12 protein-coding genes are annotated in these 13,797 nt (G+C 65.3%); 5 read left to right on the top strand and 7 right to left on the bottom strand.

The features are described from left to right. From HS053_RS10605 to cysE, 3 genes are read left to right on the top strand one after another with little or no spacing between them, the layout of a single operon-like run. Nucleotides 1-3,900, top strand: coding sequence for a baseplate multidomain protein megatron (locus tag HS053_RS10605; RefSeq protein ID WP_174211221.1), 3,900 nt, complete (start codon nt 1-3; stop codon nt 3,898-3,900). Between the two features lie 6 nt (nt 3,901-3,906). Then, nucleotides 3,907-4,221 carry a DUF7742 family protein gene (locus HS053_RS10600; RefSeq protein ID WP_174211220.1) on the top strand — a complete coding sequence of 105 codons (315 nt, stop codon included), beginning with the start codon at nt 3,907-3,909 and terminating at the stop codon, nt 4,219-4,221. Nucleotides 4,222-4,249: 28 nt separating this feature from the next. Further along, nucleotides 4,250-5,056 carry a serine O-acetyltransferase gene (cysE, locus tag HS053_RS10595; protein WP_174211219.1) on the top strand — a complete coding sequence of 269 codons (807 nt, stop codon included), beginning with the start codon at nt 4,250-4,252 and terminating at the stop codon, nt 5,054-5,056. Nucleotides 5,057-5,197: 141 nt separating this feature from the next. Here the strand turns inward: cysE and HS053_RS10590 are convergent, their stop codons facing one another. The 7 genes from HS053_RS10590 to HS053_RS10560 form a co-directional block, all read right to left on the bottom strand. Continuing rightward, complete coding sequence (locus HS053_RS10590; RefSeq protein WP_174211218.1) at nt 5,198-6,499, bottom strand: pyruvate dehydrogenase complex dihydrolipoamide acetyltransferase; 1,302 nt, start codon at nt 6,497-6,499, stop codon at nt 5,198-5,200. Between the two features lie 10 nt (nt 6,500-6,509). Then, the gene (locus HS053_RS10585) at nt 6,510-7,877 is read right to left on the bottom strand and encodes a pyruvate dehydrogenase complex E1 component subunit beta (protein WP_174211217.1); all 1,368 of its coding nucleotides are present in this window, start codon (nt 7,875-7,877) and stop codon (nt 6,510-6,512) included. Between the two features lie 12 nt (nt 7,878-7,889). Further along, nucleotides 7,890-8,879 (bottom strand): pyruvate dehydrogenase (acetyl-transferring) E1 component subunit alpha, encoded by a 990-nt coding sequence (gene pdhA, locus HS053_RS10580; RefSeq protein ID WP_174211216.1) that lies wholly within the window; start codon nt 8,877-8,879, stop codon nt 7,890-7,892. A gap of 120 nt (nt 8,880-8,999) precedes the next feature. Further along, nucleotides 9,000-9,302, bottom strand: a complete 303-nt coding sequence (locus tag HS053_RS10575) for an FtsB family cell division protein (RefSeq protein ID WP_174211215.1) — start codon at nt 9,300-9,302, stop codon at nt 9,000-9,002. Between the two features lie 141 nt (nt 9,303-9,443). Next, on the bottom strand, nt 9,444-10,022 hold the full coding sequence (locus tag HS053_RS10570) for a hypothetical protein (RefSeq protein ID WP_174211214.1): 579 nt from the start codon (nt 10,020-10,022) through the stop codon (nt 9,444-9,446). Beyond that, on the bottom strand, nt 10,022-10,951 hold the full coding sequence (locus HS053_RS10565; protein WP_174211213.1) for a class I fructose-bisphosphate aldolase: 930 nt from the start codon (nt 10,949-10,951) through the stop codon (nt 10,022-10,024). Before HS053_RS10565 ends, HS053_RS10570 begins: the two co-directional genes overlap by 1 nt. 225 nt (nt 10,952-11,176) lie before the next feature. Next, nucleotides 11,177-12,367, bottom strand: a complete 1,191-nt coding sequence (locus tag HS053_RS10560) for a phosphoglycerate kinase (protein ID WP_174211478.1) — start codon at nt 12,365-12,367, stop codon at nt 11,177-11,179. A 120-nt stretch (nt 12,368-12,487) separates the two neighbouring features. On the opposite strand from HS053_RS10560, the gene HS053_RS10555 reads away from it, so the two are divergent. Together HS053_RS10555 and HS053_RS10550 are read left to right on the top strand one after the other, a co-directional pair. Continuing rightward, nucleotides 12,488-12,997, top strand: coding sequence for a peptidylprolyl isomerase (locus tag HS053_RS10555; RefSeq protein ID WP_174211212.1), 510 nt, complete (start codon nt 12,488-12,490; stop codon nt 12,995-12,997). Beyond that, complete coding sequence (locus HS053_RS10550) at nt 12,987-13,556, top strand: peptidylprolyl isomerase (RefSeq protein ID WP_174211211.1); 570 nt, start codon at nt 12,987-12,989, stop codon at nt 13,554-13,556. Before HS053_RS10555 ends, HS053_RS10550 begins: the two co-directional genes overlap by 11 nt. Nucleotides 13,557-13,797 lie beyond the last annotated feature (241 nt).

Here is a 13,797-nt window from a genome sequence, read left to right as displayed (position 1 = left end):
ATGGCGACGATACTGCTTTCGGCGGCGGGGGCCGCCTTGGGTGCCGGAATGGGCGGCACGGTTCTGGGCCTGTCGGGCGCGGTGATCGGGCGGGCGGTGGGCGCCACGCTGGGCCGGGTGATTGACCAGCGGGTGATGGGCGCGGGGTCTGACCCGGTGGAGGTTGGCCGGGTTGACCGCTTTCGCCTGATGGGCGCCTCGGAAGGGGGGGCGGTGCCGCGTGTCTGGGGCCGGGTGCGGCTGGGCGGGCAGGTGATCTGGGCCTCGCGGTTCGAGGAAAGCGTGACACGGCAGGGCGGCGGCAAGGGTATGGGCGGGCCGCGCAGTGAAACCTTCAGCTATCGGGTCAGCCTGGCCATTGCGCTTTGCGAGGGGGTGGTGACGCGGGTCGGCCGCGTCTGGGCCGATGGCAATGAGATTGCGCCGGCCAGTCTGGAAATGCGGCTTTACCCCGGCAGCGAAGACCAGATGCCGGATGCCAAGATTGAGGCGGTCGAGGGCGCCGACATGGCCCCGGCCTATCGCGGCATTGCCTATGTGGTGATCGAGAATCTCGATCTGGGCCGGTTCGGCAACCGGGTGCCGCAGTTTTCCTTTGAGGTGGTCCGCCCGGCGCGCGGGCCTGCCGCCGATCGCTGGCCCGATCTGGGGCGCACGGTTCCGGGTGTCTGTCTGATCCCGGGCACCGGGGAATATGCGCTGGCGACAACGCCGGTGCATTATGCGCTTGGCCCGGGGATCACCCGTTCGGCCAATGTCCACAATGCCAGCGAGGAGACCGACTTTGCCGCCTCGCTGCGGCAGTTGTGCGAGGAATTGCCGGAAAGCCGCGCGGCCTCGCTGGTGGTGAGCTGGTTCGGCGATGATCTGCGCTGCGGCAGTTGCACCATTGCGCCCAAGGTCGAGCAGCGGGTGAATGACGGCGAAGGAATGCCCTGGCAGGTGAATGGCGTGGCGCGGGCGGCAGCGCCGGAGGTGCCGAAAGCGGCGGGGCGTTCGGTTTATGGTGGCACGCCCGCCGATGCGGCGGTGCTGGAGGCGATTGCGGCGCTGAAAGCAGCGGGCAAGGAGATTACCTTTTATCCCTTCATCCTGATGGATCAGCTCGCGGACAACGGGCGGGCCGATCCGTGGTCGGATGCGGCGGATCAGCCGGTGCTGCCTTGGCGCGGGCGGATCACCAGCAGCATCGCGGCCGGGCGTCCGGGCAGCCCGGATGGCACGGCGGCTGCGGCGGCCGAGGTGGCGGCCTTTTTCGGCACCGCCAGCCCGGCGCATTTCGGCGTTTCCGGCGGGCAGGTGACCTATTCCGGCCCGGCCGAATGGCGCTATCGCCGGTTCATCCTGCATTATGCCAGGCTTTGCGCGCTGGCCGGTGGTGTGGATGCCTTCTGCATCGGCTCGGAGATGCGGGGGCTGACGGCGATCCGCGGCGCGGGTGGCAGCTTTCCGGCTGTGGCGGCGCTGCGGCAGCTTGCGGCGGATGTGCGTGCGATCCTCGGGCCTGCGGTGAAGATCAGCTATGCGGCGGACTGGAGCGAATATTCCGGTCTGCGCAACGGCGCCGAAGTGCTGTTCCACCTTGATCCGCTTTGGGCCGACAGCAACATCGACTTCGTCGGCATCGACAATTACATGCCTTTGGCCGATTGGCGCGAGGGCGAGACCCATGCCGATGCGGCATGGGGCAGCATCCACAATCCCGACTATCTGCGCGCCAATATTGCGGGCGGCGAGGGGTTCGAATGGTATTATGACGACCCGAATGGCGTGGCGGCCCAGCGCCGTCTGCCGATTGCCGATGCGGCGGAATCCGAAGATTGGGTCTTTCGCATCAAGGATCTGGTCGGCTGGTGGTCCAGCCCGCACCATGACCGCCCGGGCGGTCTGCGCGCGGCAAGCCCCACCGCCTGGGTGCCCTATTCCAAGCCCTTCCGTTTTACCGAGTTCGGCTGCGCCGCCGTGGACAAGGGCGCGAATGAGCCGAACCGGTTTCTCGACCCCAAATCTTCGGAATCCGGTTTGCCGCGCTATTCCAGCGGGCGGCGCGACGACCTGATGCAACTGGCCTATTTTCAGGCGATGCAGCGGCATTGGACCGATCCGGTCACCAACCCGCTTTCGCCGGTCTATGGCGGGCCGATGGTGGATTATGGCCGCTCGCTGGCCTGGGCCTGGGACGCGCGGCCGTTTCCGGCCTTTCCGGCCGATGGCGCCCTGTGGGACGATACGGTGAATTACGAGGCCGGGCATTGGCTGAACGGGCGGGCGGCGGGGCAGGCGCTGGCTGCGGTGGCGGGTGAGATTTGCGGTGCGGCGGGGGTGGCCCAAACCGACCTGAGCGGCGCCGAAGGTGTGGTGCGGGGTTACATCCTGACCGATGCGGGAACGGCGCGGGCGGCGTTGCAGCCGCTCCTGCTGGCGCATTCGGTCGAGGTGGCCGAGCGGGAGGGAACCTTACGCTTTTCACGGCGCGATGGCGGCCACGCCCAGCCGCTCGATCCGGCCCGCTTCGCGCGGTCGCCGGACCTTGAGGCGGCGCTTGAACGCAGCCGCGCTTCGGAGGCCGAACAGGTGGACCGGGTGCGGATCACCTATGTCGAGGCCGAGGGCGATTTTGCGGTGCGTGTGGCCGATGCCGAACAGGCTGTCAGCGGGGCCGAACGGATCAGCGACAGCGAACTGGCACTGGCCCTGACCCGGGCCGAGGCGGTGGATATCGCCGAACGCTGGATTGCCGAGGCGCGGATCGGACGCGACACCGCACGCTTTGCCCTGCCGCCCTCGCTTGCAGCACTGGGCGCGGGGGATATCGTGCGGTTTGACGGCGAAAGCTATCGGATCGACCGGATCGAGCAAGGCGATCTGCGGTTGGTCGAGGCGGTGCGGGTGGCCGCAGGAAGCTATCGGCCCGGAACGGCGGTGGCGAGCGGGCGCCTCTGGTCGCCCTATGTGGCGCAGGGGCCCGTCTTTCCGCTGTTTCTGGACCTGCCGCTGCTTTCGGGGGCGGAGGTGCCGCACGCGCCGCATGTCGGCGTCACGGCAAGCCCTTGGCCCGGAACCGTGGCGGTCTGGTCTTCGGCCACGGGCGATGGTTTCGCGCTGAACCGCAGCTTTGAGGCGCCGATGGTGGTTGGGGTGACGGAAACCGATCTTGCCGCCGCGCCCGCGGGCCTGTGGGACCGTGGCCCGGCCCTGCGATTGCGGATCGAGCGGGGGGCGCTGTCTTCGGCCAGCGAGGCGGCGGTGCTGGCAGGCGCCAATCTCGCCGCCATCGGTGATGGCAGCGCCGCCAATTGGGAAGTCTTCCAGTTCGCGCAGGCCGTGCTGGTCGGCCCCGCAACATGGGAGGTTTCGCTGCGTCTGCGCGGACAGGCGGGCAGCGACGGGGTGATGCCGGCGGTCTGGCCCGCGGGCAGTTCTGTCGTGCTGCTGGACGCGGCACTGGGGCAGATCGACCTGCCGCTGGCGGCGCGGGGTCTGACACGCAATTACCGGATCGGTGCTGCGGCGCGTGGCTATGATGCCCCCGCTGTTGTCGCCCGGGCCGAGGCGTTTGACGGCATCGGGTTGCGGCCCTATCGGGTGGCTCATCTGCGCCGCAGTGGTGATTTTGGCAGCGATGTCACGCTGGGCTGGACCCGCCGCAGCCGGATCGACGGTGACAATTGGCAATCGCTGGACGTGCCCTTGGGCGAAGAGAGCGAAGCCTATCTGCTGCGGGTCCGTCAGGGTGGCACCGTCTTGCGCGAGGTGACGGTCACCAGCCCCGGCTGGACATGGACCCCTGCCATGCAGGCCGCCGATGCTCCGCTGCCCGGCACGGCGCAGGTTGAGGTTGCCCAGCTCTCGCAGCGCTTCGGCCCGGGGCCTTTCGCCACGCTGGATTTGGCGGTCTGACCGGCGATGCGGCGCTGTCTGATCGGTGATCTTCTGGTGGCGGCCGATCATGTGGCGGGGATGGCGGGGGCCGAGCGCACCCGCCATCTTGCCCGGCTTTTCACCGAGGCCCATGCCGCCCACCGCTATGCCCGCCGCTTTGGCCGGCCGCATCCCCTTTGGGGCGATGGCAGCCTGATGGCGCGGGTGCGGGCGGAGTGCCCTCTGCCCAAGGGTCCGCTTGACCTTGCAGCCTTGGCCGCCGTCGCCACCAGCCTCATGCAGTTCCGCGACGAAAGGCGGGGCTCGCGCACTCTGGTCGGGCCGCCGGACGCGTGCTAGATTGGGCATATCTTGCGGAGGAACTGCCATGGCCGAACTCAAAGCCCGTCTGTCGCCCGTCGATCCGGTCTGGTCGCGCGTCTGTGACGAAGCCTTTGAAATGGTGCGGGCCGAACCGCTTCTGGGCGGGCTGGCGCATAACAGCCTCTTGCACCATCCGACGATGGAACGCGCGCTCGCCTATCGCTTTTCGCTGAAACTGGCGAGCGGCGAGATGAGCGAGCAGATCCTGCGCGAAATCGCCGATGAAGCCTATTCCAGCGACCCCGAACTGGGCCAGTCGGCGCGGTCCGACGTGATGGCGGTGTTCGACCGCGACCCGGCCTGCCAGAGCTATCTGCAGCCGATGCTGTTCTTCAAGGGCTATCAGGCGGTGCAGGCCTATCGGGTGGGCCACTGGCTCTGGCAAAACGGGCGGCGCGAAATGGCCTGGTTCGTGCAGATGCGCGTGTCCGAAGTGTTCGGCGTCGATATCCACCCCGCCGCGCGGATCGGCAAGGGCATCATGATCGACCATGCCCATTCCATTGTGATCGGTGAAACCGCGGTGGTGGGTGACAATGTCTCGATGCTGCATTCGGTGACGTTGGGCGGCACCGGCAAAGAGGATGGCGACCGTCACCCGAAAATCGGCGATGGCGTGCTGATCGGCGCCGGAGCCAAGGTGCTGGGCAACATCACCGTGGGCAAATGCAGCCGCATCGCCGCCGGTTCGGTGGTGTTGCAGGACGTGCCGCCCTGCTCGACCGTGGCCGGGGTTCCGGCGCGGGTGGTGGGCGAGGCCGGGTGCCCGCAACCTGCCGTGAACATGGACCAGATTCTGCGCGAAGCCTGAGCGCAAGCGCGGCCCCGGGCTCGCGCCCGGTCCATCCTCTCTCATAAAATATCCCGGGGGTCCGGGGGCAGCGCCCCCGGCTACCGTAAAGAAAAAGGCCCGGAGGTTTCCCTCCGGGCCTTTTCCTTTGCAACCTGCGGCTCAGGCCAGCATGGAAATCGGGTTTTCCAGCGCCTCGACCACGACCTTGAGGAATTCGGCCCCCAAGGCGCCGTCGATCACCCGGTGATCCACCGACAGCGTCATCGACATCACTGTCGCCACACCAAGGCTGCCATCCTTCAGCACCACCGGCTTCTTGATGCCCGCGCCCACCGCCAGAATGGCGCCATGCGGCGGGTTGATCACGGCGTCGAAATTCTCGATCCCCATCATACCAAGGTTCGAGATGGCAAAGCTGCCGCCCTGATATTCATGCGGGGCCAGCTTCTTGGTCTTCGCCCGTGTCGCCAGATCCTTCATCTCGGCCGACAGCACCGACAACGTCTTCTTGTCGGCATCGCGCAGGACGGGGGTGAAAAGCCCGCCCTCGATCGCCACCGCCACCGCCACATCCGAGGGCTTCAGCTTCAGAATCCGGTCGCCCGCCCAGACGGCATTGGCATCCGGCACCGCCTGCAACGCCAAGGCGCAGGCTTTGATGATGAAGTCATTGACCGACAGTTTCACGCCGCGGCTTTCCAGCCCCTTGTTCAACTGCTCACGGAAGGCCATCAGCGCATCCAGCCGCACCTCGCGGCGCAGGTAGAAATGCGGGATGGTCTGCTTGGCTTCGGTCAGGCGGGCCGCGATGGTGCGGCGCATCCCGTCCAGCGGCACCTCGGTATAGGCGCGGTCGGCGTAGATCTTCATCACGGTTTCCGCCGTCATGCCCGCAGGCGCCGCCGCTTTGGCCGCAGCCGGGGCAGGGGTTGCCGCCGGAGCCGCCGCAGCGGGTGCTGCCTTGGGTGCGGCAACCGCGCCTTCGACATCGGCGCGCACGATGCGGCCATGCGGACCCGAGCCTGCGATCTTGCTCAGGTCCAGACCCTTTTCCGTGGCGATCCGCCGCGCCAGAGGCGAGGCGAACACCCGTGCCCCCGCAGCCACAGGGGCGGCAACCGGCGCCGAAACCACCGGCGTCGCCACCGCCGTAGGTCGGGGTTCACCCCGACTCTCCGCCACAGGCGCCGCCGCTTTCGGCGCGTCCGACAGGCTTTCGCCGTCTTCCAGCAGCACCGCGATGGGCGTGTTCACCTTCACGCCCGCCGTGCCCTCGGCGATCAGGATTTTCCCGACGGTGCCTTCATCGACCGCCTCGAACTCCATCGTCGCCTTGTCAGTCTCGATCTCGGCGAGGATCTGGCCCGATTTGACCACATCCCCCTCTTTGACCAGCCATTTCGCCAGCGTCCCTTCCTCCATCGTCGGAGAGAGGGCCGGCATCAGGATTTCAACAGCCATTTTTCCCTCCTCAGCGGTAGCAGACGGATTTGACGGCAGCGACCACTTCGGCGGTCGTCACCAGCGCGTGCTTTTCAAGGTTCGCCGCATAGGGCATCGGCACGTCTTTCCCCGTGCAGGTCACCACCGGCGCGTCGAGATAGTCGAAGGCGCGCTGCATGATCGTCGAGGCCAGATGGTCACCGATCGACCCCACCGGGAAGCCCTCTTCCACCGTCACGCAACGGTTGGTCTTCTGCACCGAAGCCAGCACCGTGTCATAGTCGATCGGCCGCAGGGTGCGCAGGTCGATCACCTCGGCGGAAATGCCATCTTTGGCAAGCAGATCAGCCGCTTCCAGCGCATATCTCATGCCGATGCCGAAGGACACGATGGTCGCGTCGCTGCCTTCACGCCAGATGCGGGCCTTGCCGAAGGGAATGGTGAAATCGGGCAGATCGGGCACTTCGAAGGACTGCCCGTAGAGGATTTCATTCTCAAGGAAGACCACCGGGTTCGGATCGCGGATTGCCTGTTTCAAGAGGCCCTTCGCATCCGATGCCGAATAGGGCATCACCACCCGCAGGCCGGGAATGGCGGCATACCATGCCGCATAATCCTGAGAGTGCTGCGCGCCCACCCGCGCCGCCGCACCATTGGCGCCGCGGAAGACGATGGGGCAGCCCAACTGGCCGCCCGACATGTAATTGGTCTTCGCCGCCGAGTTGATGATGTGGTCAATCGACTGCATGGCGAAGTTGAAGGTCATGAACTCGACAATCGGGTTCAGCCCGCCCCAGGCCGCGCCCACCGCGATGCCGGTAAAGCCCGCTTCGGTGATCGGCGTGTCGATCACCCGCTTCGGCCCGAATTCGTCCAGCAGACCTTGGGAAATCTTGTAGGCGCCCTGATATTCGCCCACCTCTTCGCCCATCAGAAGGACGTTGGGATTGGCGCGCATCTCTTCGGCCATCGCCTCGCGCAGCGCCTCGCGCACGGTCATCGTCTTCATCGGCGTGCCTGGCGCCCAGTCGGCGCTGGCCTTGGAGACGACTGCGACCGGCGCTGCCGCAACCGGCGCTGCCGCAACCGGAGCCGCCACAGGCGCCGCAGCGGCAGGTGCCGCAGCCGGGGCAGGGGCCGCGCCGACCGCTTCGCCCTCTTCCACCAGCACCGCGATGGGTGTGTTCACCTTCACGCCCGCCGTGCCTTCGGCGATCAGGATCTTGCCGACGATGCCCTCATCGACGGCTTCGAACTCCATCGTCGCCTTGTCGGTCTCGATCTCGGCCAGAATCTGGCCGGACTTCACCGTGTCACCCTCTTTCACCAGCCATTTGGCCAGCGTGCCCTCTTCCATCGTCGGCGAGAGGGCCGGCATCAATACTTCGGTTGCCATGGTCTTCCTCCCTCAGGCGTAGATGTCGGTCCAAAGCTCGTCCAGCGACGGCTCGGGACTGGCTTTGGCGAATTCGGCGCTGTCGTTGACGATCTCTTTGATTTCCTTGTCGATCGCCTTCAGTTCCTCTTCCGAGGCAAGGCCGCCTTGGGTCAAAAGATCGCGGACATGTTCGATGGCGTCCTTTTCGGATTTCATCTTTTCCACCTCTTCGCGGGTCCGGTATTTCGCCGGGTCCGACATCGAGTGGCCGCGGTAGCGGTAGGTCATCATTTCCAGAATGTAGGGACCATTGCCCGCCCGGCAATGCGCCACGGCCTTTTCGCCCGCGGCCTTGACCGCCAGCACATCCATGCCGTCCACCTGTTCGCCCGGGATGCCGTAAGCCAGACCGCGCCCGAACAGCGTCGCCGATTTGGTGGATCGCTTCATCGAGGTGCCCATGGCATATTGGTTGTTTTCAATCACGAAAACCACCGGCAGGCCCCAAAGCTCGGCCATGTTGTAGGTCTCATAGACCTGGCCCTGGTTGGCCGCGCCATCGCCGAAATAGGCGAAGGTCACGTTGTCATTGCCCTTATACCAGTCCGACATCGCCAGACCCGCGCCCAAGGGAACCTGCGCGCCGACAATGCCATGCCCGCCGTAGAAATGCTTCTCTTTCGAGAACATGTGCATCGAGCCGCCCTTGCCCTTGGAGTAGCCCCCTTCGCGCCCGGTCAGTTCCGCCATCACCCCCTTGGCATCCATGCCGCAGGCCAGCATATGGCCATGGTCGCGGTAGCTGGTGATACGCTTGTCGCCGTCCTTGGTGCTGGCCTCAAGACCCACCACGACCGCCTCTTGCCCGATATACAGGTGGCAGAACCCCCCGATCAGACCCATGCCGTAAAGCTGGCCGGCCTTCTCCTCGAATCGCCGGATCAGCAGCATTTCGCGGTAGTATTTCAGCAATTCGTCCTTGGAGACGTTGGATTTCTCTGGCGCCTTTTTCGCGGCCACGGTGCGTCCTCCCGACCTGGAATGGTTCAACGTTAAACCATCCATACAACATCGGTAAAACAACGCCAAATGAAAAGATCACGCTGCGGTGCAGCGTGATACCCGGTCGAAAATCGGGGTTCAGTTGACGACCAGTTCCTCGGCGCGCATATAGCCCAGCACCAGCCGCGCCCGCTCGTCCAAGAGGTCAAGGTCAAGATAATCGTCCGACAGCCGCTTGGTCAGGTTGGTCAGTTGCGCCAGTTCCTGCGCAAGGGCCGCCTTTTCTTCCTGCAGCGTCTCGATCTCGGCATGGATCTGCACCCGGCGGAACACGCCGTAATCGCCCTGCACCGCGGCAAAGGTGAAATAGCAGCCCAGCGTGAAGGCCAGCACCATATAAAGAATGCCGCCAAGCGCGGGGCGTGTTTGCAGGTGGTTCATCTCGGGCCTCTGGCGTCCGCCCCTCATCACCGGGGGCGGTTCGTCGGCCAACATTGCCATATCCGCCGGGCTTTGGGAATCCCCCGCATGAAAAAAGCGCGCGGCGATTGCCACGCGCCTTCAAGCCTTTGCGGGCGGTGCTTACGGCGCGACCGGAACTTCGCTGCCCATTTGCACCTCGGTGTCAAACCGCAGCGCGATATCCTTGCAGGACTTGAAGAGCCAGCCCTTCGGGCAGACCCGCGCCGACACCCGCCCCGTGACATGGCGCAGATAGCTGTCGGGCTCTTTCGGTCCGATGCTGTCTATCACCACCTCGGCCCGCTGACCCTCTGATGTCAGGCGCGGCCCGTCGATGTCGGCCCCTTTCAGAACCTCGACCAGAGGCGCCTCTGCCACGCCGGTATGGAACACCGTGCCGAAATCGCCGGTCACATGCAGCCGGAACCGCATGTCCTCCGGTTCGCCCGGAGTGTAGCCCATCAGGTGAAAACTCACGACCTTGCTGGTCCAGTCGCTGTCCACCCAAGCCGAGGCATCAAACGCCCCGATCGAGAAGTCGAAAAACTCCCACATCACCGGCTTGTCGCCCAGCGTGCCCTTGGCTGCGCCCAAAAGCGGCGGATAGCCGGGCGGTGGCTGTTCCGGCATCACCACAACTTCATCGGCAAGGGCGGCCCCCGCCCAGAGCATCAGCGCAAGGGCAGGGGCGAAACGCATCAGGCTTTGCCCTTGTAGATGTCCACCAGCTTGCCCAGCATTTCCAGCGCATCCTCGCGGCTCCGCTGGAACGAGTTGCGCCCGATGATCGAGCCGTTGCCGCCGCCGTCGCGGATGGCGCGGGCATCGTCGAACACCGCATCCGCCCCCTTGGCCGCCCCGCCCGAGAAGACGATCAGACGCCGCCCGGCGAAAGAGGCATCGACACAATGCTTCACCCGCGCCGCCTGGGTGGCGATGTCGATCTTTTCCTTCTCATAGACCTTCTTCGCCTCACCCAACATCAGGTGATCGGTCGAAAGCTTGATCTTGATGATATGCGCACCCAGCAGGGCCGCGATATGCGCCGCATAGGCCGCAACGTCGATCGCCGTCTCGCCGTCCTTGGTGATCGCCTCGCCGCGCGGATAGGACCAGATCACGGTGGCCACGCCCTTGGCTGCGGCCTCCTTGCGCATCTCGACGATCTCTTCGAACATGTCCAGCGCCATGTCCGAACCCGGATAGATGGTAAAGCCGATGGCAGCACAGCCCAGCCGCAGCGCATCATCGACCGAAGCCGTCACCGCCTGATTCTTGCCTGCCGTATCCGACATCAGCGAATTGGCCGAGTTCACCTTCAGGATGGTCGGGATCTGCCCGGCAAAGGTATCGGCCCCCGCCTCCAGCGGGCCAAGCGGTGCGGCATAGGCCGACAGACCGGCGTCAATCGCCAGTTGGTAGTGATAATGCGGGTCATAGCCCGCCGCATTCGGCGCGAAAGACCGCGCCGGACCATGTTCGAACCCCTGATCGACCGGCAGGATGATCATCTTGCCGGTGCCGCCCAGCTTGCCCTGCATCAGCATCTGGCACAGCTTGCCCTTCACGCCGGGGGTCTCGCCCTCATAGTTGGACAGGATTTTCTGAACGATCCGGGTCGCGCGCATGATATCTCCTCGCGGGGTGAAAGGGCTTTGCCTCAGGCTCTAGAATCCCCGCGCCGCAGTTGCAAACCTGTTGGCGCTAACAGTCGTGGATGACAGCGCTTTTCACCCGACAGCTTTGATCTTGGCCCAAATATACCACGGGTGCCGATTGGTCCGCCATTGGTTCGAGAACCAATCGGCGCGGGGGTGTGAAACCCCCGGTCCGCCGCCCGGCAAACCCGCAACCTAGGCCATAAGGGCCGCAACACCGGGCAATTCCTTGCCCTCCATCCACTCAAGGAACGCCCCGCCCGCGGTGGAGATGAAGGTGAAATCCCCCGCCGCGCCGGCCTGATTGAGTGCCGCCACCGTATCGCCGCCACCCGCAACCGAGATCAGCTTGCCCGCCCGGGTCAGCGCCGCCGCGGCGCGCGCCGCGGCATTGGTCGCGGCATTGAAGGGGGCGATTTCAAAGGCACCCAGCGGGCCGTTCCAGATCAGCGTCTTCGAGGCTTCAAACACCGCTGTCACCGCCCGCACCGTCGCAGGCCCGGCATCCAGAATCATCGCATCCGCCGGGCAGGCATCCGCCGCCACGGTTTCATTCGCGGCGCTGGCCTTGAATTCACGCGCGACGACCACATCCACCGGCAGATGGATGGTGCAGCCCGCGGCCTTGGCCTTGGCCAGAATTTCCAGCGCGGTCGGCGCCATGTCGCGCTCGGCCAGCGACTTACCCACCTCGATGCCCTGCGCCACAAGGAAGGTGTTGGCCATGCCGCCGCCGATCACCAGATGATCGACCTTGCCCACCAGATTGCCCAAAAGCTCCAGCTTGGTTGAAACCTTGGCCCCGCCCACAACGGCCACCACCGGCCGCTGCGGCGACCCCAGCGCCGCCTCAAGCGCCCGCAGCTCGGCCTCCATCAGCCGCCCCGCCGCCGATGGCAACAGCCGCGCGATCCCTTCGGTCGAGGCGTGGGCGCGGTGCGCCGCCGAAAAGGCATCATTGACAAAGACATCGCCCAAGGCCGCCAGTTCCGCCGCCAGCGCCGGATCGTTCTTTTCCTCGCCGGGCTGAAAGCGGGTGTTTTCCAGCAGGACCACATCGCCCTGCGCCGCCGCCGCAATCGCCTCACGCGCCGGGGCGCCGATGCAATCCGAACCGAACACCACCTTGCGGCCCAGCGACGCCTCAAGTGCTGCCTTCAGATGGCCAAGGCTCATCTCGGGCACCACCTTGCCCTTGGGCCGGTCGAAATGCGCCAGCAGCACCACCTTGCCGCCGCGGGCGATGATATCGCCCACCGTCGGGCCGATCTTGTCGATCCGGGTGGTGTCGGTGACGACGCCCCCCTCCATCGGCACATTGATGTCAACGCGGGTCAGCACGACCTTTCCCGCAAGCGCCACGTCGTCCAGCGTGTTCCAGCCCATGAAGACCTCCATCTTTGCATCCTCTTTCCGCCCATCGCGCGCTTTCGTCAACCGTCAGCCCTTCCCCTTCCGCCCCCGCGACATTAGGTTCCGCCCCAGTCCAAAGGGAGACCCGCCGAGATGGCCGAAATCAAAGACCCCGAAAACACCATCATCCTGACCCTGAAAGACGGCGAAGTGGTGATCGAACTGCTCTCTGCCGTGGCGCCGAAACATGCCGAACGGATGAAGGTGCTGGCCCGGGCGAAAGCCTATGACAATGTCGCCTTCCACCGCGTGATCGAGGGTTTCATGGCCCAGACCGGCGATGTGGCCAATGGCAACATGGAAAAAGACTTCAACCTGCGCCGCGCGGGCACCGGCGGCTCGGACCTGCCCGACCTGCCGGCAGAATTCTCCAAACTGCCGCATGACCGGGGCACGCTGGGGGCTGCACGTTCGTCCAACCCGCATTCGGCCAACAGCCAGTTCTTCATCAACTTCGGCGACAACCACTTCCTGAACGGGCAATATACCGTTTATGGCCGGGTGATTTCCGGCATGGAACATGTGGACAAGATCACCCGGGGCGAGCCGCCGGCCAATCCCGACCGCATGATCACCGTCCGGGTTGCCGCCGATGTGGCGTAAGGCCCTGATCGCGCTGGCGCTTTGCGCCAGCCCCGCCCTTGCGCAAGAGGTGGCCGACGGGCCGGGTCCGAACCTTGTGATCGAGGTCTCCGGTCAGACCTCGGGCCAGATCGTGATTGATCTCTTGCCCGATGTCGCGCCGAAACATGTGGCGCAGATCGTGGCGCTGGCGAAATCCGGCGCCTATGACGGCGTGGTCTTTCACCGGGTGATCGACGGTTTCATGGCGCAAACCGGCGATGTGCAGTTCGGCAAGGCGGGCGGCGATCTGTCGATGGCCGGGATGGGCGGCTCGGACATGGCCGATATCCCGCTCGAAGCTTCGGACCTGTCGTTTGAGCGGGGCGTGGTCGGCATGGCGCGCTCGAACGATCCGAACTCGGCCAACAGCCAGTTCTTCATCATGTTCGCCCCCTCGCCGAACCTGAACGGCGCTTATACCGTCTTCGGCCGGGTGATCTCGGGCATGGAGGTGGTCGATGCCATCAAGCGCGGCGAAGGCCGCAACGGCGAGGTGACCGACCCCGACGTGATGGCCAAGGTCACGGTGCAGGAATAACCCCTCCTCGGACGCCTTCGGCTTCTCGTCGGAGCTGACGACGAGCGCCGGAGGCGACGAGGAGTTGCGCGAAACAGGAAAGGGGCCCGCAAGGCCCCTTTTTATTCTTTTCTCCATATAGCAGATTGACGGTGCCTGCGACGAGCTTGACCCGTTACCTTAGGGTCAGGACTCACAACCAATAGATGACAGTCGCGGCGAGGGCGCAGGCGGAGAGGAAGAGGATCGGGCAGCGGTCGTA

Origin of the sequence: Tabrizicola fusiformis (assembly GCF_013328815.1) — a bacterium.
Lineage (GTDB): Bacteria > Pseudomonadota > Alphaproteobacteria > Rhodobacterales > Rhodobacteraceae > Fuscibacter.
This window is presented reverse-complemented; position numbering and strand designations above follow the sequence as displayed.